Origin of the sequence: Spirillospora sp. NPDC127506 (assembly GCF_040302145.1) — a bacterium.
In the GTDB taxonomy this organism is placed as follows: domain Bacteria; phylum Actinomycetota; class Actinomycetes; order Streptosporangiales; family Streptosporangiaceae; genus Spirillospora.
Genome location: NZ_JBEORG010000013.1, coordinates 1 through 22,111, shown reverse-complemented (window position 1 = coordinate 22,111; position 22,111 = coordinate 1). Strand labels below are relative to the sequence as shown.

The following is a 22,111-nucleotide window of genomic DNA, read 5'->3' as shown; positions in this document are numbered from 1 at the left end:
GCCGGGCCCTCCCCCCGGCCGGGGGCTCGGCGCGTCCCGCCCGAAAGTACTTAGCTTGGCAAACATATAAGTCTGTGATACACCGGAACGCGTGGATTCGCCGTCCCCTCCCGACGAGCTGGAGCTCGCCGCGGGCCTCGGGCGCCTGTACTCGCTGATGCGCGCGCTGTCCCAGCCCCGCGACCTTTCGATGACGACCGTGTCGACGCTGGCCACGCTGGAGCGCTTCGGCCCCCGCCGGGTGACCGAGCTCGCCGTGTTCGAGGGCGTCACCCAGCCCGCGATGACCCAGCTGGTGTCGCGGCTGGAGCGGGAGGGGATGGCCGAACGCCGCGCGCTGCCCGGTGACCGCCGGGTCGTCGCGGTGCACATCACCGAAGCGGGACGCGCCGAGCTGGCGCGGCGGCGCGCGGCGCAGGCGAAGCGGCTGGCCGGGCTGCTCGCCGGGCTGCCCGCCGCCGACCGGGAGGCGATCGCGGCCGCGCTGCCGGCGCTCGACCGGCTGGCCGGCGCCGCCCTCGGCGTCCCCGGAGACCCGAAACGCAGAGAGCACGGATGAGACCAGTCACCGACGACAGGGCGGCGCAGAGCCTGTTCCGCCAGCCGAAGGCCGTGTGGGCCGTAGCCTTCGCCTGCGTCATCTCTTTCATGGGCATCGGCCTCGTCGACCCGATCCTGCCCGCGATATCGGAGGATCTGAACGCCTCCCCCAGCCAGGTCACGCTGCTGTTCACCAGCTACCTGGTGGTGACGGCGGTCGCGATGCTGGTGACGGGCTTCGTGTCCAGCCGCATCGGCGCGAAGCGCACGCTGATCGCCGGCCTGACGCTGATCGTGGTGTTCAGCGCCCTCGCCGGGACGTCCGGCAGCATCTCCGGGATCATCGGCTTCCGGGCCGGCTGGGGCCTCGGCAACGCGCTGTTCATCGCCACCTCCCTCGCCGTCATCGTGGCGTCGGCGAGCGGCGGGCTCGGCGGCGCGATCATCGCCTACGAGTCCGCGCTCGGCCTCGGCATCGCCGTCGGGCCGCTGCTCGGCGGCGTCCTCGGCGACATCAGCTGGCGCGGGCCGTTCTACGGCGTCTCCGCGCTGATGGCCGCCGCGCTCGTCGCCACCGTCGTCCTGGTCGAACCGCAGCCGAGACCCGCGCGCAGGACCTCGATCGCCGACCCGGTGAAGGCGCTCCGGCACCGCGGCCTGCTGATCATGAGCCTGACCGCCCTCTGCTACAACTGGGGCTTCTTCACCGTCCTCGGGTACGCGCCGTTCCCGATGGAGCTGAGCGCGATGCGGCTCGGCCTGGTGTTCACCGCCTGGGGGCTGCTCGTCGCGCTGTTCTCGGTGTTCGGCGCGCCGCTGCTGCAGCGCAGGTTCGGCCTGGCGCGCACGCTCTACGGCAACCTGGCGCTGTTCGCGGTGAACGTCGCGGTGATCGCGGTCTTCGTGGACTCGCAGGCGGTGCTGATCGCCGCCGTGATCGTCGCGGGGATCTTCATCGGCGTGAACAACACGGTCACCACGCAGGCCGTCATGGTGATCGCGCCGGTGGAGCGGCCCGTCGCGTCGGCCGCCTACGGGTTCGTCCGGTTCATCGGCGGCGGTCTCGCCCCCTACGCGGCGGGGCGGCTCGTCGAGCACACCAACATCCACGTCCCGTTCGCCATCGGCGCCGGCGTGATCGCGCTCGGCATCGGCGTCCTGGCCCTCGGGCACCGCGACCTCGCCGAGGCGGAGCGGAACCAGGCCGAGGTCGACGCGCACGCCGGCCGGGGCGAGCCCGACGCGGAGATCACCGAGGCCGCGGAGACCGGCTCCGGCGCGGGGTCGTAGCGCGGCGGCCCGCTACGCACTTGCGCGCGAAAAAGCACCGATCTTTTCTGCGCGCGGGTGCGTAGCCGCACGCGCGTACCAAGCGTTAGATCGGGGCCATGAAGATCGCCGCGCGGGCGGCGGCGATCGTGGCGGTGCTCGCCGCGCTCGTCGCCCACCCCCTGCCCGCCGGGGCCTCCGAGGATGCCCCTGGCACAACGAAGCACACCATCGCCATGGGCGGCTGGGACCGCCCCTACCTGCTGCATCTCCCGCCGGGCCGCCCCGCCGGGAAGCCGCTGCCGCTGATCGTGGCCATGCACGGCGGCCTGAACGACCCCGAGTACGTCCGCAGGCAGAGCGGGCTCGACGCGGTCGCCGACGCCCAGGGCTACGCCGTCGCCTACCCCGAGGGCTTCCTCGGCACGTGGAACGCCGGAGCGTGCTGCTCGTTCGCCCGCTGGGCGGGCATCGACGACATGGCCTTCCTCGACGAGCTGATCGACACGCTGGTGGAGCAGGGCGTCGCCGACCGGCGCCGGGTGTTCATGACCGGCTTCTCCAACGGCGGCGGGATGGCCTACCGGTACGCCTGCCAGCGCGCCGAGCGGCTCGCCGGCATCGCCGTCGTGTCGGGCGCCCTCGCGATCGGCTGCACCCCGGCGAAGCCGGTGTCGGTGCTCGCCTTCCACGGGACGCTCGACCCGTCCGTCCCGTACACGGGCGGCGGGAACATGGACGCCGACGTCCACTTCCCGTTCATCGCCGTGCAGATCGTCATGGAGTTCTGGCGCTGGGTGAACGGGCTGCCCGCGCTGTCGTGGCCCGTCCCGGGCGGGCCGGACGGCTGCGTCGGCACCGGGCCCGGCCCGCAGCTGGTCGCGCTGTGCACCGAGCAGGGCGGCGGCCACGAGTGGCCGTCCTACGCCAGCCGGATGATCGGCGAGTTCTTCGCGGCCCGGCCGTCCCTGCCGGCGGGCTGACGGACGGGGGCCGACGGACGGAGGCTGACGGACGGAGGCCGGCGCACGGAGGGGCGGGCGGCGCGGGGCACGCCGTCCGCCCGAGGTCAGCCGGCCAGGCTCCGCGGCCGGATGTCCTTCCAATTGGCCGTGACGTAGCCGATGCACTCCGAGCGCGACTCGGGCCCGAAGACCGTCGTCCAGCCGGCCGGGACGTCGGCGAACGCCGGCCACAGCGAGTGCTGGCCCTCGGCGTTGGCGAGGACCCGGAACGTCCCGTCGGGGTCGTCGAACGGATTGGTCATCGCGCCTTCCTTCTCTCTTGACGGCTCTCTTGGCGGCTCTCTTGGCGGCTCTCTAGACGGCCGGGGTCACGCCCGCCGAGCGCCGGGCGATGGACCGGACGATCTCCCCGGTGCGGACCGCGGTCATGGACAGCAGCGACGAGGCGATCCCGTGCGTGTGCTCGGTCGCGCCCTGCAGGTAGACGCCCCAGGACCGGCCGGGGGCGGTGGCGACGCGGTAGTCGCGCTCGACGACGGGCCGCCCGTCCGGTCCGGCGAGGCAGTCGCCGCCCGCCTCGCCGAGCAGGTCGAACGGGTCCCGCTCGCGGTAGCCGGTGGCGTAGACCAGAGCGTCGGCGTCGAGGTCGGCGGCCTCGCCGGTGGGCAGGAACCCCACCCGGACGCGCACCGCGCCGCCGTCGTCGCGGACGTCCAGCACGCGGGAGGCGTTGAGGACGCGCAGCCGCTCGGTGCCCGCGACCTTCTCGGCGTACAAGCGCCGGTACAGCTCGTCGATGAGGTCGAGGTCGACCACCGAGTAGTTGGTGTTGCGCGAGTACTCGAACAGCATCCGCTTCACGTCGGCGGGCGCGGCGTAGTAGTGGTCGACGGCGGCCGGGTCGAAGATGCGGTTGGCGAAAGCGCTGTCGTCGGCGGGCGAGTACCCGTAGCGGGCGAAGACCGCGCAGACCTCCGTCTCCGGGTAGGTGCGGTGCAGGTACTCGACGGCCTCGGCGGCGCTCTGCCCCGCGCCGACCACGACGACCCGGCGCGGGTTCCAGCCGTCGCGCTCGCCGAGCCGGGTCAGCAGGTCCTCGGTGTGCCAGATCCGCTCGCCCGCCCGGACGCCCTCGGGCAGCACGGGTTCGAGCCCGACCCCGATGACGACGTTGCGGGCGAGGTGGGTCTCCAGCCGGTCGTCGCGGCGCACCACGACCTCCAGCACCTCGTCGTCGCGCGGGCGCAGCGCGACGACCTCCGAGCCGTAGCGGACGCGGTCGGCGAACGCGGCGGCCGCCCATTCGAGGTAGTCGTGGAACTCCACCCGGGTCGGGAACATCGTCTTGTGGTTGACGAAGTCGACCAGCCGGCCGCGGGCGTGCAGGTAGGCGAGGAAGGAGTACCGGCTCGCCGGGTTGCGCAGCGACACCAGGTCCTTGAGGAAGTGGACCTGCATGGTGGCGCCGTCGATCAGCATGCCCCGGTGCCAGCCGAACCCCGGCTGCTTCTCGAAGAACACCGCGTCCACGCCGGTGCCGTCCTCCCCCCGCCGCTCGTCCTCTTCGGCGAGGGCGACGGCGAGGGCGAGGTTGGACGGGCCGAAGCCGATCCCGACCACGTCGTGGACGCGGGGCTGCATGCGCTCCTCCTGCATCAGGCGGACTTCACCTTGCCGGCGGCCTCGGCGATCTTCGGGACGATGGTGTCGACGACGTAGGGGACGGCGAGCGGCGTCGGGGTGCGCAGCGGCCAGAACGCCTTGAGGTCGAGCGGCACGTAGGAGCCGCGCTTGACGACGGCGAGGTCGCCGAACAGCTTGCTGCCCTCGATCTTCTTCTGCGTCGCGGCGTCGTTGTTGAAGTTGCTGAGCAGGACGTCCACGTCGAGCACGGACACCTTCTCCATGCTCAGCTCGGCGGCGAAGCCGTCGCCGGGGAGGTTCGCGATCTGCTCGGGCAGCTTCATGCCGAACTGCTGGAGCAGCTTGACGCTGGTGTCCTCCTTGGACTTCATCACGCCGATGTTGCCGTTGGGGAAGACGCTGGTGAACGCGAAGCCCTTGCCCTCCAGCTCGGGGTGCGCGGTCTTCACCGAGGCGACCTTGGCCTCGACGTCGGCGACGAGCTTCCTGCCGTCGTCCTCGCGCCCGATGGCCTTGGCGGCCTGGAGGGTGATCTGCTGCCAGGTGTCCTCGGCCGGGCCCGTCTGGTAGGCGACGGTCGGGGCGAGCTTGGAGAGCTTCTCGTACTCCTTGTCGATGTAGTAGTCGCCGGCCGCCAGGATGAGGTCGGGCCGCAGCGCGGCGACCTCCTCCAGGTTGTATCCGGCCTCGCCCGCCTTCAGCAGCTTCGGCTTGGCGCCGGTCAGCTTCGGCGCGCTCCAGGGCGCGAGGCCGTCGGACTGGACGCCGGTCAGCTCCGCCATGGCGGTCGGGACGACGCCGAGCGCGAGGAGCACGTCCTGGTCGATCTCGCCGAGCGCGACGATCCGCTTCGGCGCGGACTCGACCTTCGTGGTGCCGAGCTTGTGGGTGACGGTGACCGGGAACGCCCCGGCGGACCCGCCGCCGGTGGAGTCGCCGGCGGGATCGTCGTCGCCGCAGGCCGCGACCGTGCCGAGGCTCAGCACGAGCGCGGCGGTGGCGGCCAGGCGCCGCATCATGGTGCGCATAGAGGACCGGTGTCCTTCCAGGTTCTTCGTGGGGGGTTGCTGATCAGGGATCTTAGGTTAGCCTCACCTAACCACGCAATGGGCGGGCTGGTATGACCCGGCTCACCCCGGCTCACCGGCGGCTCATCCCCGCTCACCGCGGCTCGCCCCGGCCCGCTCCGGCCGGGCCGAGCCGGGCCAGCAGCCCCGCGACGGTCGGCGCCGCCATCAGCGTCGCGATCTTGAGGTCCGCGCATCCGGGCTCCCTCCTGATCCGCCGGACGAGCCGCATGGCGAGCAGCGAGTGCCCGCCGAGGTCGAAGAAGTCGTCGTCCGGGCCGACCTCCGGGACGCCGAGCTCGGCGGCGAAGATCCGGCACAGCACCGCCTCCCGGTCGTCGGCTCCCCGCACCGTGACGGGGGCGGCCGCCTCCGTCACGGTGCGGGCGGTGAGCGCGGCGGGCAGCGCGCCGACCCGCACGGCGGGGTCGGCGGCGACGGCCTCCAGCACGCCGATCAGCCCGTCCGCCAGCGCGGCGGCCGTGCCGCGGTCGAACAGGTCGGCGGAGTAGTCGACGATGAGGCGCAGCCCGCCGCCGTCCTCGCGGAAGATGAAGTCCAGGTCGAACTTGGCCGCGCCCGGCCCGAACAGCGCCTCACGCTGCTCCAGGCCGGGGAACCGCACGTCGCCGACGCCCTGGTTCTCGTAGCCGACCATCACCTGGAACAGCGGGTTGCGGCCGGGCACGCGGCGGGGGCGCAGCGCCTCCACGACCGCCTCGAACGGCAGGTCCTGGTGGGCGAGCCCGGCGAGAACGGCCTCCCGGACGCGGGCGAGCAGCTCGGCGAACGACGGGTCGCCGGACACGTCCGCGCGCAGCACGAGCGTGTTGACGAAGAAGCCGACCAGGTCCCGCGCGGCCTCCTCGGTGCGCCCGGCGACGGGGCTGCCGAGCGGGATGTCGTCGCCGGCGCCGGTGCGGTGCAGCAGCGCGGCGACGGCGGCCTGGCAGACCATGAACATGCTGGCGTTCGCGTCCCGCGCGACCCCGCGCAGCCGCCCGGCCAGGCCGGGCGGCAGCTCGGCGGTCAGGGTGCCGCCGCGCTGCCCGACGGTGCCGGGGCGGGGCCGGTCCACCGGCAGCGGGATCTCCTCGGGCAGATCGGCGAGGGCGCGGGCCCAGTGGTCGAGCTGCCGGGCGTGGACGCTGCCGGGGTCGAGGGGGTCGCCGAGCAGCTCCCGCTGCCACAGCGCGTGGTCGGCGTACTGGACGGGCGGCGGCTCCCACGCCGGGGCCCGGCCGTCCAGCCGGGCGGCGTACGCCTCGGCGACGTCGCGGGCGAACGGCCCGAACGACCACTCATCGAAGGCGATGTGGTGGAAGACGGCGAGCAGCAGGTGCTCGCGCTCCCCCTCCGGGAACACCGCGACCCGCAGCGGGATGTCCCGCGACAGGTCGAACGGCCGGGCGATGACGTCCTCGGGCGCGCAGCCGGCGACCTCCAGTACGGGCCGCGCCTCCTCCGGGGGCAGGATCCGCTGGTAGGGGGTGCCGTCGTGCTCGGCGAAGACGGTCCGCAGGCTCTCGTGCCGGGCGGTGACGTCGCCGATCGCCGCCTCCAGCGCCGCGCGGTCGAGGTCGCCGCGCAGCCGCACCGCGAGCGGCAGGTGGTAGGCGCCGCGCGGGCCGTCGTCCTCGCGGAGCAGCTGGTCGAGCAGCCACAGGCGGCGCTGCGCGGACGACAGCGGGATCCGCTCGGGCCGCTCGCGCGGTGCCAGTTCGGGCCGGGGCTCCGCGCGGGCGGCGCGGTGCAGCCGCTCCGCGAGCCCGGCGACGGTCGGCGCCTCGAACAGGTCGCGGATCGCGAGCTCGGCGCCGAGCACCGCGCGGGCGCGGCCGACGAGCCGGGTGGCGAGCAGCGAGTGGCCGCCGAGGTCGAAGAAGTCGTCGTCGATCCCGGCGCCGGGGGCGTCCAGGACCTCGGCGAACAGCGTGCACAGCAGCCGCTCGACGGGGGTGCGCGGCGGCCTGCCCGCCTTGCGCGGCCCCTCCCGCCCGGGGTCGGGCAGGGAGCGCCGGTCGAGCTTGCCGTTGACAGTGAGCGGCAGCGCGTCCAGCGTCATGACCGCGCTCGGCACCATGTAGCCGGGCAGCCGCGCCTTGAGGCCCTCCCGGACGCGGGCGGCGAGCACGCCGTGGTCGCGCGCCGCCACCGGGTTGTTGGCGTACGCCCCGGGGGGTCGCCCCGGTTCCGCCGGGAGGCCGGCCGCTCCCCCGCCGAACACCGCGTCGTAGCGGCCGGGCTGGTCGGACGGGGTGAGTACCACGTCCGGGAACAGCGCGTGGAGGGTCTCCGGCTCGACCCCTTCGCGGGTTTCCAGTGCCCTCCTGGCCTCGTCCGCCGTTCCTCCGTCGCGCAGCGTCCGCAGCGCGGCGGTCTCGCCCGACAGCCGCGGGTCGGGGATCCCCCGGACCCGCAGCGGGCCCGGGGGATGTGCCCTGAGCACTCGTGCCCTGAGGTCGTCGAGGGTCGTCCAGTCGACGACCGGGGTCGGCGGGGCGGGCGGGGCGTCCTTGCGGAGGACGACGTCGTAGCGGTGGCGCGTCAGCTCATTGTGGTGGGTGCCGCGCTTGATGAGGACGTCGACGCGGGCCGGGCCGTCCAGCGCGGTGAAGAACGCCGGATCGAGGAGGAGTTCCTTCTCCATGCGGACGGCGCGCTCGACGGCGCCGAGGTCGCCGCCGCCGCGGCCGAGCTGGATCGCGGCGTGCAGGCAGTGGGCGGTCCGCAGGTCGCGGACGTCGCCGACGAACAGCGCCCCGCCGGGGGCCAGGAGCCGCATCGCCTTGGCGATGACGTCCTGAAGGTAGCCGGGGCCCGGGAAGTACTGCACCACCGAGTTGATCACGATGGTGTCGAAGTGGCCCTCGGGGAGGCCGGCGGTGTCGTGGGCGGGCCGGCAGCTCAGCTTGACGCCGGAGTCCTCGCCGAGGTCGCGGCGGAGCTTGGCGATGACGGGCTCGGAGAAGTCGGTCCCCCAGTACTCCTCGCTTCCGGGGGCGAGGCGGGTGAGCAGCAGGCCGGCGCCGACGCCGATCTCCAGGACGCGGCGGGGCCGCAGCGCGCGGATCCGCTCGACGGTCGTCTCCCGCCACTCGCGCATGTCGGCGAGCGGGATGGGGGCGCCGTCGTAGGAGCTGTCCCAGCCGGCGAACTCCTCGCCGTGGACGACCGTGCCGACCTCGGTGTACTCGGCGTCGTAGATCTGCCGCCACTCGGCGAGCTGCTCGTCGGCGGCGCCCTCGCGGGCGCCGTCGGGCACGATGTAGCCGATGAGCCGCTTCACCCCGGGCACGCCGGTGTCGGCGGCGACGACCGCCGCCTGCCCGACGCCGGGCTCGGCGGCGAGCGCGGTCTCGATCTCCTCCAGCTCGACCCGGTAGCCGCGGATCTTCACCTGGTCGTCGGTGCGGCCGAGGAAGTCGATGTTGCCGTCGGGGCGGACCCGGACGAGGTCGCCCGTCCGGTACATGCGGGAGCCGGGCGGGCCGGACGGGTCGGCGACGAAGCGCTCGGCGGTCAGGTCGGCGCGGCCGAGGTAGCCGCGCGCGAGGCCGTCGCCCGCGATGTACAGCTCGCCGGGCGCGCCGGGCGGGACGGGCCGCAGCCACGCGTCCAGGACGTGGCCGCGGGTGTTCCAGATCGGCTTCCCGACGGTCGGGGTGGCGCTGTCCTCGGTGCCGCCGCCGAGCGTGTTGATGGTGTACTCGGTGGGCCCGTACAGGTTGTAGCCGAGCACGCCGTCGGCGCGGGCGAGCCGGTCCCACACCGAGGCGGGGACGGCCTCTCCGCCGAGCAGGACGAGCGGCGGCCGGTGCCCGCCGTCCAGGAGCCCCTCGTCGAGGAGCTGCTGGGCGTAGGTCGGGGTCACGTTGATGACGTCGACGCGGTGCCGGCGCAGGTAGGCGGTGAGGGCCTCGGCGTCGCGGCGCAGGTCCTCGTCGCAGACGTGCACCTCGTGGCCCTCGATGAGCCAGAGCAGCTCCTCCCACGACATGTCGAAGGAGAACGAGACGGTGTGCGCGATGCGCAGCCGCCGCCCGGCGGTGGCGACGACGGGGTCGAAGATGTTGGCGCGGTGGTTGAACTGCATGTTGGTGAGGCCGCGGTACGGCGTCACCACGCCCTTGGGGCGTCCGGTCGAGCCGGAGGTGTAGATGACGTAGGCGGGGTGGTCGAGCCGCCCGGGGGTGCCGGGGGCGAAGCCCGGCAGCTCCTCGGGGGACGGGTCGGTGCCGGGCAGGTCGGCGAGGGCGCGGGCGGTCTCGGGGTCGTCCAGCGCGAGCGTCGTGCCGGAGAAGGCGAGACCGGCGGCGATCTCGCGGTGCGACACCAGGCAGGCCGGGGCGGCGTCGCGCAGCATGAAGTCGAGCCGGTCGGCCGGGTAGTCGAGTTCCAGCGGCAGGTAGGCGGCGCCCGTGCGCAGGACGGCGAACAGCGCGACGACCATCTGCGCGGAGCGCGGCAGGGCCAGCGCGACAACCCGCTCCGGCCCCGCGCCGCCGGCGAGCAGGAGGCGGGCGAGCCGGTTGACCTCGGCGTTCAGCTCCCCGTACGTGAGGCGGACGTCCGGGTGGGACACGAGCGCGAGGTCGTCCGGCTGCTCGGCGGCGCGCGCGGCGAGCAGTTCCGCGACCGTCAGCTCGGGGACGGGGTGCCGTGCGGCGTCCCAGTCGCGGCGGAGCCGGTCGTGCTCGTCGGGCAGGAGCAGGTCGAGCCGGTGGCAGGGGGTCTCCGGCGCGTCGGCGAGCCGCTGGAGCACCGCCACGTACCGGTCGGTGACGCGTTCGGCCTCCGCTGCGGTGAACGCGTCGCCCCGGTACATGACGCGGAGCCCGGCGCCGGGCTCGACGACCATCGTGATCGGGTAGTGGGTGGCGTCGCGGACCTCGCGGCCGAGGACGCGCAGGTCGCCGCCGGGGCCGAAGCCCCGGTCGGTGGGCATGCCGGGGAAGTTCTGGAACACGAACAGCGTGTCGAACAGCGTGCCGAGGCCGGTGGCGCGCTGCACGTCGGCGAGCGCGACGTGGGAGTGGTCGAACAGCTCGGACTGCGCGGCCTGGACGCGGTCGAGGACGGCGGCGAGCGGGTCCGCCGGGCCCGCCTGCACCCTGACCGGGATGGTGTTGAACAGCAGCCCGACCATGGATTCGACGCCGTCGACGTCCGGGTGGCGGCCGGAGACGGACGCGCCGAAGACGACGTCGTCGCGTCCGGTGAGGCCCATCAGGACCAGGCCCCACGCCGTCTCGAAGAGGGTGCCGGGGGTGACGCCCCGGTCGCGGGCGACCGCGTCGAGGCGCGCGGCGAGGCCGGGCGGCAGCGGCCGGTGCACCTCCCCCGCGGCCGACAGGTCGGCGGGTTTGCCGACCAGCCCGGGGCGGACGAGCGCGGGCTCGTCGAAGCCGTCGAGCGCGCGGCGCCACGCGTCCACGGCGGCGGCCTTGTCGCGGGTGCCGACCCAGTCGAGGAACGCGCGGAACGGCGCGACCGGGCGGGCCCGCTCGGCGGCGGCGTCGGTGTAGGCGTCGAGCAGCGAGGTGACGAGCAGGCCGCCGGACCAGCCGTCCAGCAGGATCAGCTCGGAGGTCAGGACGAGCCGGTGGTCGTCGCCGGCGAGGCTTGCGAGCGCGAACCGGATCAGCGGCGGGCGGCCCGGGTCGAACGGCTCGGCGCGCTGCGCGTCGACGAACGCCTCCAGGCCGTCGCGCGGGACCTCGGCGTGCGTCCACGGCACCTCGAAGTCGTCGGGGACGAACTGCACGGCGCGGTCGCCGTCGGTCCGGAACCCGGCGCGGAGGTTGGGGAACTTCTCCAGCACGGTCCGCGCCGCGTCGGCCATCCGGGCGGGGTCGACGGGCCCCGACAGCGTCACCACGGCCTGCTGGACGTAGATGTCGCGGCCCTCGCCCGCGAGCATCAGGTGGAAGAGCAGGCCCTCCTGGAGCGGGGACAGCGGCAGCTCCCCGGCCGGTTCGGCGCGGAGGGCGGGCGCGGTGCCCGCGGTGGCCCCGCGCGCCGAACCGGCCGCCCGCGCGAGGGCCTCGACCGTCCGGAGCCGGAACACGTCGCGGACGGTGAACGACAGCCCGGCGCGGCGGGCGCGGGCGACGAGCAGCGCGGCGCTGATGCTGTCGCCGCCGGTGCGGAAGAAGTCGTCGTCGGCGCCGGCGGAGTCGCGGCCGAGGACGCTCGCGGCGAGCCGGGCGAGGACGCGCTCCGGCTCGGTCGCGGGCGCCCGCCCGGCGGCCGGGCGGCCCGGTTCGGGGAGGGCGCGGCGGTCGACCTTGCCGTTCGGGGTGCGGGGCAGCTCGTCCAGGACGACGATCTCGGACGGGACGAGGTGGCCGGGCAGCGTCCCGCGCAGCGACGCGTGCACCTCCTCGGGGTCGGCGTCGCCGGTGATGTACCCGACGAGGCGGGACCCGTGCGCGGCGACGGCGGCGCGCCGGACGCCCGGCCGCGCGGCGAGCGCGGCCTCGACCTCGCCCGGCTCGATCCGGAACCCGCGGATCTTCAGCTGGTCGTCGGCGCGGCCGAGGAAGTCGAGCCCGCCGTCCGGGCGGCGGCGGACGCGGTCGCCGGTCCGGTAGAGGCGGGAGCCGGGCGGGCCGAACGGGTTCGCGACGAACCGCTCGGCGGTGCGGGCGGGGTCGCCGAGGTAGCCGCGCGCCAGCCCGTCGCCGGCCAGGTACAGCTCCCCGGCGGGGACCTCGCGGAGCGCGGCGTCCAGCACGTAGGCGCGGGTGTTGGCGATCGGGGTCAGGCCGCCCTCGCCGGGCACGGCGACGAGGCTGTCGCCGGACGCCTCCGAGCACCCGTACAGGTCGACCAGCCGGCCCGGGACCTTCGCGGCGAGCGCGGCGGGCAGCGCCTCGCCGCTGCTGATCCACGTGGTCACCGACGGGGGGAGGCCCTGCTCGGCGAACGCGGCGAGCAGGCTCGGGACGAGCGTGACGAGCCGGACGCCGTGCCGCTCGATGAACCCGGCGAGCGCGACGGCGTCGGACGCGGTGGCGTCGTCGGCGACGGCGACCGTGTCCCCGGCGGCGAGGCCGCCGAGCAGCTCGGTCGTCCCGTCGATGAACGCGGGCGAGGACTTGGCGGCGCGCACGCCGGGTGCGGCGAGGTCCCGGCCCCAGGCGAGCCGGTTGGCGAGGCCGCGCTGGGTGCCGACGACGGCCTTCGGCGTCCCGGTCGACCCCGACGTGAAGACCACGTACGCGGGGTGGGCGGGGCGCACGTCCGGCCGGGCGCGGCGGGGCGCGTCGCGCGGCGGTTCGTCGCGGCCGAGGACGAGCAGCGGCCGGACCGCGTCCAGCATCGCCTCGATCCGGGCGGGCGGGTAGGACAGGTCGAGCGGCAGGTAGGCGGCGCCCGTCTTGAGCACGGCGAGCAGCGCGACGGCGAAGTCGTCCGAGCGGGGCAGGGCGAGCGCGACGACCCGCTCGGGGCCCGCGCCGGCGGCCGCCAGCCGGTCGGCGAGCGCCTCGGCGCGGCGGTCCAGTTCTTCGTAGGTGAGGGAGGTGCCGCCGAAGACGACGGCGGTGCGATCGGGGGTGCGCGCCACCTGCTCCTCGATGAGCGCGGCGACCGTCGCGGCCGGCCACTCCCGCGCGGTGCCGGGGTGCTCGACGGGCGCGCCGAGGGTGGACAGCCGACGTCCCGGGTCGGCGGTGACCTGGGCGAGCAGGTCCGCGAGGCCGTCCAGGAGGCCCTCGATCGTGGCGGCGTCGAACAGGTCGGCGGCGAACGCCGCGAACCCCTGCACCTCCTCGTCGCCCTCGGCGAAGTACAGGTCGAGGTCGAACTTGACGCCGCCGGTCTCGGGCAGGAACGGCTCGGCGCGGACGCCGGGCAGCGCGAGCCGCACGTCGTCCAGCCGCTGGTGGACGATCATCACCTGGAACAGCGGGCTGCGGGCCAGCGAGCGCTCGGGCGCGAGCCGGTCCACGACCCGCTCGAACGGGACGGCGGCGTGGGAGAACGCGGCGAGGTCGGCGGCGCGGACCCGCTCCAGCAGTTCGGCGAACGCGGGGTCGCCGGACAGGTCGGTGCGCAGCACGAGCGGGTTGACGAACACCCCGACGAGGCCGGCGAGGTCCTCGTCGGCGCGGCCGGCGATGGGCGAGCCGAGCGCGATGTCGTCGCCGGCGCCGGACCGCTGGAGCAGCGCGGCGACGGCGGCGTGCAGGACCATGAACACGCTGGTCCCGGTGTCGCGGGCCAGCCGCCGCAGCCCCGCCGCGGGCAGCCGGAACGGGACGAGCCCGCCCCGGTGGCTCGCCTCCGCCGGGCGCGGCCGGTCGAACGGCAGGACGGTCTCCCCGGGCAGGCCCGCGAGGGTCTCCGCCCAGAAGTCGAGCTGCGGCGCCGGGTCGGGCGCGGCCTCGCGCTCCCAGGCCGCGTAGTCGGCGTACTGGACGGGCAGCGGCTCCCAGGCGGGTTCCCGCCCGTCCCGCCGGGCCTCGTAGGCGTGCGCCAGGTCGGCGAGCAGCGGCGTGAACGACCACTCGTCGGCGGCGGCGTGGTGCAGGAGCAGGATCAGGGACCACTCGTCGTCGCCGGTCCGGATGAGGGTGCCCCGGACGGGCAGGTCGCGGCCGATGTCGAAGGCGTGCGCGGTGGCGTCCCGCTCGATGGCGGCCAGGCGTTCCGGGGCCTCGCCGCGCGCGTCGACCCGGACGAGGCGGACGCCGGTGTCCGGGCCGAGGACGCGCTGGACGGGCAGGCCGTCCGGCCCCTCGACGAGCAGCGTGCGCAGCGCCTCGTGGCGGGCGACGACATCGGCCAGCGCCGCGCCCAGCGCACCGGCGTCCACGTCGCCGCGCAGGCGCAGGCCGAGCGGCAGCGCGTACGACGCGGACGGGCCGCGCAGCTTCTCCTCCAGCCACAGGCCGCGCTGCGCCGCCGACGCGGGCACGACCGCGGGCCGCTCGACGTCGCGGACGCGGACCGCGTCGGTCGCGGCGAGCCGGGGCGCGAGCGCGGCGACGGTCGGGGCCTCGAACACGTCAGCGATGGACAGCTCGGCGCCGAGCACCGCGCGCGCCTTGGCGGCGACGCGGGTGGCGAGCAGCGAGTGCCCGCCGAGCGCGAAGAAGTCGTCGTCGATGCCGACGCCCTCGGCGCCGAGCAGCTCGGCGAAGATCGCGCAGAGGGCGGCCTCGCGGGCGTCGCGCGGGGCGCGCCCGGAGACCTCGGCCTCGGGGGCGGGCAGCGCGGCGCGGTCGAGCTTGCCGTTGACCGTGCGGGGCAGCGCGTCGAGGGCGACGAGGGCGGACGGGACCATGTACTCGGGCAGCACCCGGGCGAGCGCCTCCCGGAGCGCGGCGGCACCCGCCCCGCCCTCTCCCCCGGCCCCGCCCTCTCCCCCGGCCTCGCCCGCGGGGACGTAGTAGCCGGTCAGCCGGGGCTCGCCGGGCCGGTCCTCGCGGACCACGACGGCGGCCTGCGCGACGCCCGGCTGCGCGGCCAGCACCGCCTGCGCCTCCGCCGGCTCGATCCGGAACCCGCGGATCTTCACCTGGTCGTCGGTGCGGCCGAGGTACTCGATCGACCCGTCCCGGGCGCGGCGCGCGAGGTCGCCGGTCCGGTACATGCGGGAGCCGGGCGGGCCGAACGGGTCGGCGGTGAACCGCTCCGCCGTGAGGTCGGGGCGGCCGGTGTAGCCGCGGGCGAGCTGCGCGCCCGCGAGGTACAGCTCGCCGGGCACGCCGGGCGGCACCGGGCGCAGCCGCGCGTCCAGGACGTACGCGCGGGTGTTCCAGAACGGGGTGCCGATGCCGGACGCGGGCAGGTCGGCGGACGTGGCCCAGATCGTCGCCTCGGTCGGCCCGTACAGGTTGGTGGCGAGCGCCGCCGTCCCGGCCAGCGACCCGGCGAGCGCGGCGGGCAGCGCCTCGCCGCCCACCAGCACCCGCAGGCCCTCCAGCGCGGCCGGGTCGAGCGTGCCGAGCAGCGACGGGGTGCCCTGGACGATCGTGGTGCCCTTGAGCAGCCCGGCGAGCGCGGCGGGGTCGCGCACGTCCGCCCGGCCGGCGAGGACGACGGTCGCGCCGCTGATCAGCGGGGCGAACAGCTCCAGCGCGGCGATGTCGAACGCGATCGTCGTCACCGCGACGAGCCGGTCCCCTTCGCCGAGGTCCAGGCGGTCCCGGGTGCACAGGAGGAAGTTGGCGAGCGCGCCGTGCGGGATCTCCACGCCCTTGGGCCGGCCGGTCGAGCCGGAGGTGTAGATGACGTAGGCGAGCTGCTCGGGACGCACCGGCGCCGCCGCGACCGGCGCCGGCCGCGGCTCGACGGGACCGTCCAGGACGAGAACCTCGGCGGTCTTGGGGAGGAGCCCCGCGGTCTCCGGTGTAGCGATCGCGCACAGCGGGCGCGCGTCGTCCAGCATGTAGGCGAGCCGGTCGGCGGGGTGGTCGAGGTCGAGCGGCAGGTAGGCGGCGCCGGCCTTCAGGACGCCGAGCAGCGCCACGACGAGGTCCGGGGTGCGGGGCAGCGCGAGCGCGACGACGCTCTCGGCCCCGGCGCCCCGGCCGCGCAGCTCCGCCGCGAGCGCCGACGACCGCGCGTCCAGCTCGGCGTAGGTGAGGGACTCCGCCCCGGCCTCGACGGCCGCCGCGCCGGGGGTGCGGGCGGCCTGCTCGGCGAACAGCGCCACCACGTCGGTGCGGGGCACGGGGCGGGCGGTGGCGTTGGCCCGCTCGATGAGGGCACGGTCGTCCTCGCCCATGATCTCCAGGGCGCCGACCGGGCGGTCGGGGTCGGCGACGGCGTCCGCGAGGAGCGTCTCCAGGTGCGCGAGCAGCGCGTCGATGCGGTCGTCGTCGAACAGCTCGCGGCGGAACGTGGCCTCGACGACCATGCCCTGCGGCCGGACGAACGCCTCCAGCGACAGATCGAAGTGGGTCGTGCCGTTGTGGATGTGCGTCCAGCTCGACGTGATCCCCGGCAGGTCGAGCTCGCCGATCTCCTGGGCGAGGAACAGCAGCATGGTGTCGAAGAACGCCGACCGGCCCCGTCCCCGCGCGGGGCGCAGATCCTGGACGATCCGGTCGTACGGGAGGGCCTGGTGCGCGAACCCCTCGGTGACCGTCCGGCCGGTGCGGCGCAGCGCCTCCCTGAACGTCGGCGCGCCGGACAGGTCGGTGCGCATCACCAGCGTGTTGCCGAAGTTGCCGACGAGCCGCTCGACCTCGGCGTGCTCCCGGTTCATCACCGCCGACCCGACCGCCACGTCCTCGGCCCCGGTGTAGCGGTGCAGCAGGACGCCGTACGCGGCGAGCATCACCATGTACGGGGTGAGGTTCTCCTCGGCGGCGAGCCGCCGCATCCCCTCCGTGACCGCGTCGCCGAAGCGGCGCGCCCGGCGCCCGCCGCGCTCGGACGCGGCGGCGCCGCGCGGGTGGTCGGCGGGCAGGTCGAGCGGCGGGGGCGGCGGGTCGAGGCGCTCGCGCCAGTAGGCCAGGTCGGCCTCGTCGACGGGCCGCCTCTGCTCCCACTCGGCGTAGTCGGCGTACTGGACGCCGAGGGCCGGGAGCCCGTCCGGCTCGCCGGTCACGGCCGCGCGGTAGAGGGCCGACAGGTCGCGCGACAGCGAACTCCACGTCATCCCGTCCCACGCGATGTGGTGGACGACGAGCACCAGCGCGTGCGCGTCCTCGCCGAGTTCCAGCAGCTCGAGCCGGATCGGCCGCTCGCGGCGCAGGTCGAACGGCAGGGCGGCCAGCTCCGCCGCCCGCGCCTCGGCGTCCTCGCAGGCGACGGGCGGGAGGTCGAGGGAGTCGTCCTCGGTGACGACCTGGACGGCGCTCTCCCCGTCGCCGTCCGCGTACGTCGTGCGCAGGACGGCGTGCCGCCGGACCAGCGCGCGCAGCGCCTCCCGGAGCGCGCCGGTGTCGAGGGGCCCGTCCATGCGGACGAGCAGGCAGACGTTGTAGGCGGGGCTGTCCGGGAACGTCCGGTGGTGCAGCCACATGCTCTGCTGCGCGTAGGAGAGGGGCGCCGGCCCGTCCGACCCGCGCGGGGCGATCCCGGACGTCCCCGGCCCCAGCCCGGCCTCGGCCATCATCCGCCGCATCAGTTCGCGCCGCCGCGCCGTCGTCGTCTGCACGCCCGCTCTTTCGTCCGGCTCCATGATCGCGGGTTAGGTTAGCCTTGCCTATGGTGAGCGCACAAGGTTAGCCTTACCTAACTTGATCTTCTGCCCCCGCGAGAGGGAGTTGGCTGCCTTGTCCATCGGTCTGCGCGCTGACGCGAACCCCGCCGAGCTCGTGCTGGAATGCACCGCCGAGCCGCTTGCCGTCATGGCCCGGCTGGCCGGATCCGGACTGTTCGGCGACTACGTGGTCTACGAGCGGCCCGGCTCGTGGACGTTCGCGGGCGGCGTGCTCGGCGAGGTCGTCCTCGACGCCGCCACCGTCCACGTGCGGTGGCCGGGGCGCCCGCCGTCCACCGGGCCCTGGTCCGGCCGCCCCGCCGACGCCCTGCGCGACGGCTTCGCCGACGCCCCGCTGCCCGCCTGGAACGCCTACGGCTGGATCGCGTTCGAGTTCGCCGCACCCCGCCCGACCGGCCGGCTCGCGCACCTGATCGTCCCGCGCACCGAGGTCCGGATCGAGGACGGCCGCGCCCACGTCACCGGCGCCGACGCGCCGCGGGTAGCCGAACTGCTCACCGAGCTGCTCACCGGGGTCGCCCCGGTCGCCGGAACCCCCTCCCCCGTCGACGTCCGCACCGGCGGCGACGCCTACCGCGCCAAGGTCGCCGCGGCCGTCGCCGAGATCCGCGCGGGCCGCTACCAGAAGGTCATCGTGTCCCGGCGGCTGGACGTCCCGCACCCCGTCGACGTCGTCGCGACGTACGCGCGCGGCCGCGAGGCGAACACCCCGGCCCGCTCGTTCCTGCTCGACCTCGGCGGCTTCCAGGCCACCGGGTTCAGCCCCGAGGTCCTCGCGACCGTGGACGCCGGCGGCCGCGTCATGACCCAGCCCCTCGCGGGCACCCGCGCGTTCGGCGCCGGCGCCGAGGCCGACGCCCGCACCCGCCGCGAGCTGGAGAACGACCCGAAGGAGATCTTCGAGCACGCCGTCTCGGTCCGGACGTCGCTGGAGGAGCTGCGCCGCGTCTGCGACCCCGCGACCGTCCGGGTGACCGACTTCATGTCCGTGAAGGAGCGCGGCAGCGTGCAGCACCTCGGCTCCCGCGCGGCCGGCGTCCTCGCGCCCGGCCGCACCCCGTGGGACGCCCTGGAGGCCCTTTTCCCCGGCGTCACCGCGTCCGGCATCCCGAAGCCCGAGGCGATCGAGGCGATCACCCGCCTGGAGGACCGCCGGGGCATGTACTCCGGCGCCGTGGTGGCCGTCTCCCACGACGGCTCCCTCGACTCGGCCCTCGTCCTGCGCGCGCTGTACTGCGAGGACGGCCGCGCCTGGCTGCGCGCCGGCGCCGGGATCGTCAGCGCGTCCACCCCCGAGCGCGAGTACGAGGAGACCTGCGAGAAGCTCTCCAGCATCGCCCCCTACGTCGTCCGCCGCTGATCCGCCGCATGGCGGGTAGGGACCCGCCATGCCGGAACTCCCCGACGTCGAGGGCTTCCGCCGGGTGCTCGCCGCGCACACCGGCGAGCCCATCACCGCGGTCGACGTCCTCGACGCGGGCGTCCTGCGCGGCGTCACCGCCCGGGCCCTCGGCGACGCCCTGCGCGGCCGCCGGTTCGCCGAGCCGCGGCGGCACGGCAAGTGGCTGATCGCCCCGGCGGGCGGCCCGGTCCTGCTGCTGCACTTCGGCATGACCGGCTCGCTCACCTGGCACGATCCGGCCGAGCCGCGGCACCGCCACGACCGCGTCGTCTGGCGCCTCCCGGACGGCGAGCTGCGCTACCGGGACATGCGCAAGTTGCAGGGCGTCCATCTGGACGACGCCGAGCAGATGCTCGCCGACCTCGGCCCGGACGCCCTGGAGGTCTCCCGGCGCGACCTCGCCGAACTCCTCTCGCACCGCCGCGGACGCCTGAAGTCGGCCTTGACCGACCAGACGGTCATCGCGGGCCTGGGCAACTTCCTGGCCGACGAGATCTGCTGGCACGCCCGCGTCAACCCGCTGCGCACCGCGTCCGACCTGGACGCGGCCGAACTGACCGCCCTGCACCGCGCCCTCCGCCGCGTCCTCCGCGACTCGGTCGAGGCCAGACGTGTCCCACCGCGCCGCGACTGGCTCACCGGCGTCCGCGACGACCCCGGCGCCGCCTGCCCGCGCTGCGGCACTCCCCTGTGCAGCCGACGGGTCTCGGGCCGCCGGACCGTCTGGTGCCCCGTCTGCCAGCCCTCATGACGCGACCGCGGGCGCTGAGGACGCTCAACGCCCGCGGTCACGTGCCGCCGCCGTGGTTCACGCCTCGGCCAGGTACGCGGCGAGGCCGTCCAGCAGCATGTCGCTGCCCTGCTCGGCCTGGTCGCGCTCCTCCGCGCCGTCGAACGTCTGGGACAGAGTGATCTTGGTCTTGTCGCCCTCGGCGGCCAGTTCGAGCGTCATCAGGACCTGCTCGCCGCCGCCACCGGGGACGTCCATCCCCATGACCAGGCGCTCGTGCGGCACGACCTCGGCGTAGGAGCCCGTCAGCGGGACGCGGGCGCCGCCGGGGATGACCATGACCGAGCTCCAGGCGCCGCCCGGCCGGACGTCCAGCGAGACGTCCTCGGCGCTGGCCCACTTGCCGTAGACGTCGGAGTCGGTCCAGGCGTCCCAGACCTTCTGGACCGGGGCGTCCAGCGTGCGGGTGATGGCGTAGTCGAAACCGGCGGTACCCATGGCGTTCCTCCTTCTCCGCCCCGGGTTCGCCGGGGGCCTGCTGACATCGAAACTATAGTAACGATCGATGACAGTCAAGAATGATGACTAACTCCCCGACCCGACGGGACGCCCCACGAGAACAGCAGCCCGATACGACAGTGCGGGCTTGCGACGGTGCGGGCTTACGACGGTGCGGGATGATGTACGGGTGACCAGCACGCCCCCCACGAGCGACCCCGGTGACGCGGAGGCCGGCGATGCCCAAGCGTGAGCTGTACATCTCGGCGGACGTCGAGGCGGACGGGCCGATCCCGGGCCCGTACTCCATGCTGAGCTTCGGCCTGGCGGCATGCGGAACCTACGACGGACGCGACTTCACGCCGCTCGATCCGGCCGGGGCCACGTTCTACGCGGAACTGAGACCGATCAGCGACGACTACGTCCCCGAGGCGCTCGCGGTCAGCGGCCTGGACCGCGACCGGCTGGCCGTCGAGGGCCGGCAGCCGGCCGAGGCGATGAATGCGGCCACCGCCTTCGTGACCCGCGCGACCGCGGCGGCGGACGCGTCCTCAGCGGTCCTGGTCGCCTACCCGCTCGGCTTCGACTGGGTGTTCCTGTACTGGTACTGGATGCGCTTCGCCTCAGCGGGCTCCCCGTTCGGGCACTCACGGCACCTGGACCTGAAGACCCTCTACGCCGCCAAGGCGGACGCCATGGTCGTCCGCTCGACCAAGAGGCAGATGCCGCCCGAGTTGCTCTCCGACCGGCCGCACACCCACAACGCCCTGGACGATGCGATGGAGCAGGCCGAGCTCTTCCAGAACCTCGCCCAGTGGCCCGGCCGCGACCGGACGTGATGTCGTCGGGTCGTGCCGACAGCCCAGCGATTAGCCCGCATCACCGAGGTCGACGTCCTTCGCGGATTCGCGCTGATGGGCATCACCTTGGCGAACGCCGTGCCCCTGACGGGAATACCAGCCCGGCGGGCGGCCAGGGCCACTGGGCCTATGAGACCCTCCTGCACCAGCGGTTCTTCCCTATCTTCTCGTTCTTGTTCGGCCTCAGCTTCGGACTGTTCCTGGACGCCGTACAGCAACGGACGCGCAGCCCCCGCCTGCTCATGCTGGCGCGCCTGGGCTTCCTGATCCCCTTCGGCGCACTGCACCGCGTATTGCAGCCTCGCGAGGTGCTGCTGACCTATGCCATCGTCGGCATCGCCGTGCTCCTGCCGGCGTCGTTTCTTCCCGGCTGGCGCACCATCCTGGTACTCGGAGGCGCCGCCACCACGGCCGCCGCGCTGACCACCGGCGGCAGCACCCTCATTCCCGGCCTGTTCCTGCTGGGCTTCGCGGCGAAGTACGGCGAGCAAGAACTGCTCACCCTGCCGACAAGCAGCATCGGCGCCGCCTTAGCCTCGATCCACCGATGGTGTATCGAGGTCGATCTCTCGGTCTTTTCGGGAGGACGGTTGAGTTGTCGGCCGCCCGCGGGCAGGGGTGATCGGCTGGTCTGCCCAGCTTTTCCACGTGTTCGGTTCCGGTCGGGCCCTGGCGGGCGGTGGATAACGGCAGGTCAGCGGCTGTCGGGTGGGGCGTGGAGGGTGGTGAACAACTGCCGCCAGGCGTCGGCCCAGGGCCAGTTGCGGGGCAGGTGCAGTTGCAGGCGGCGGGCCGAGCGCGCCAGCCGGGCGGGGACGTTGACCAGGTGAGCGCGGATGGTGGCGGTGGTCGCACGGGCGTGGAAGGCCGAGGCCAGCGCACCGGCGGCGCGCAGCAGGTTGAACGACATCGCCCACAAGATCAGCCAGGCGGCGTTGGCGTTGAAGTG

12 protein-coding genes are annotated in these 22,111 nt (G+C 74.7%); 6 read left to right on the top strand and 6 right to left on the bottom strand.

Annotated features, from left to right (window positions below; translation table 11 throughout):
* The first annotated feature begins 91 nt into the window (after positions 1–91).
* From ABTW95_RS14920 to ABTW95_RS14910, 3 genes are all read left to right on the top strand, one after another.
* Positions 92–559 (top strand): MarR family winged helix-turn-helix transcriptional regulator, encoded by a 468-nt coding sequence (locus ABTW95_RS14920; protein WP_500226538.1) that lies wholly within the window; start codon positions 92–94, stop codon positions 557–559.
* Complete coding sequence (locus ABTW95_RS14915) at positions 556–1,830, top strand: MFS transporter (RefSeq protein ID WP_500226537.1); 1,275 nt, start codon at positions 556–558, stop codon at positions 1,828–1,830. Before ABTW95_RS14920 ends, ABTW95_RS14915 begins: the two co-directional genes overlap by 4 nt.
* A 98-nt stretch (positions 1,831–1,928) precedes the next feature.
* On the top strand, positions 1,929–2,792 hold the full coding sequence (locus ABTW95_RS14910; RefSeq protein WP_089328069.1) for a CE1 family esterase: 864 nt from the start codon (positions 1,929–1,931) through the stop codon (positions 2,790–2,792).
* Between the two features lie 86 nt (positions 2,793–2,878).
* Here the strand turns inward: ABTW95_RS14910 and ABTW95_RS14905 are convergent, their stop codons facing one another.
* From ABTW95_RS14905 to ABTW95_RS14890, 4 genes are all read right to left on the bottom strand, one after another.
* On the bottom strand, positions 2,879–3,076 hold the full coding sequence (locus ABTW95_RS14905; protein ID WP_089328070.1) for an MbtH family protein: 198 nt from the start codon (positions 3,074–3,076) through the stop codon (positions 2,879–2,881).
* A gap of 52 nt (positions 3,077–3,128) precedes the next feature.
* Positions 3,129–4,430 (bottom strand): lysine N(6)-hydroxylase/L-ornithine N(5)-oxygenase family protein, encoded by a 1,302-nt coding sequence (locus ABTW95_RS14900; RefSeq protein WP_089328071.1) that lies wholly within the window; start codon positions 4,428–4,430, stop codon positions 3,129–3,131.
* The gene (locus ABTW95_RS14895) at positions 4,430–5,446 is read right to left on the bottom strand and encodes an iron-siderophore ABC transporter substrate-binding protein (RefSeq protein WP_218826780.1); all 1,017 of its coding nucleotides are present in this window, start codon (positions 5,444–5,446) and stop codon (positions 4,430–4,432) included. The genes ABTW95_RS14900 and ABTW95_RS14895 overlap by 1 nt, the downstream gene beginning before the upstream one ends.
* A gap of 133 nt (positions 5,447–5,579) precedes the next feature.
* Positions 5,580–17,606 carry an amino acid adenylation domain-containing protein gene (locus ABTW95_RS14890; protein WP_500226536.1) on the bottom strand — a complete coding sequence of 4,009 codons (12,027 nt, stop codon included), beginning with the start codon at positions 17,604–17,606 and terminating at the stop codon, positions 5,580–5,582.
* A 118-nt stretch (positions 17,607–17,724) separates the two neighbouring features.
* Between ABTW95_RS14890 and ABTW95_RS14885 the strand changes: the two genes are divergently transcribed.
* Together ABTW95_RS14885 and ABTW95_RS14880 are read left to right on the top strand one after the other, a co-directional pair.
* Entirely contained in the window at positions 17,725–19,032 is a 1,308-nt protein-coding gene (locus ABTW95_RS14885) for a salicylate synthase (RefSeq protein ID WP_500226535.1), read from the top strand.
* A 28-nt stretch (positions 19,033–19,060) separates the two neighbouring features.
* On the top strand, positions 19,061–19,825 hold the full coding sequence (locus tag ABTW95_RS14880) for an Fpg/Nei family DNA glycosylase (protein WP_089328073.1): 765 nt from the start codon (positions 19,061–19,063) through the stop codon (positions 19,823–19,825).
* Positions 19,826–19,882: 57 nt separating this feature from the next.
* On the opposite strand, the gene ABTW95_RS14875 is transcribed toward ABTW95_RS14880, so the two are convergent.
* Complete coding sequence (locus ABTW95_RS14875) at positions 19,883–20,302, bottom strand: SRPBCC family protein (protein WP_089328074.1); 420 nt, start codon at positions 20,300–20,302, stop codon at positions 19,883–19,885.
* Positions 20,303–20,541: 239 nt separating this feature from the next.
* On the opposite strand from ABTW95_RS14875, the gene ABTW95_RS14870 reads away from it, so the two are divergent.
* Positions 20,542–21,141, top strand: coding sequence for an exonuclease (locus ABTW95_RS14870; RefSeq protein ID WP_500226534.1), 600 nt, complete (start codon positions 20,542–20,544; stop codon positions 21,139–21,141).
* Positions 21,142–21,856: 715 nt separating this feature from the next.
* On the opposite strand, the gene ABTW95_RS14865 is transcribed toward ABTW95_RS14870, so the two are convergent.
* Positions 21,857–22,111 (bottom strand): transposase (locus ABTW95_RS14865; protein ID WP_500226533.1); only part of this gene is annotated, 255 nt, incomplete at its 5' end.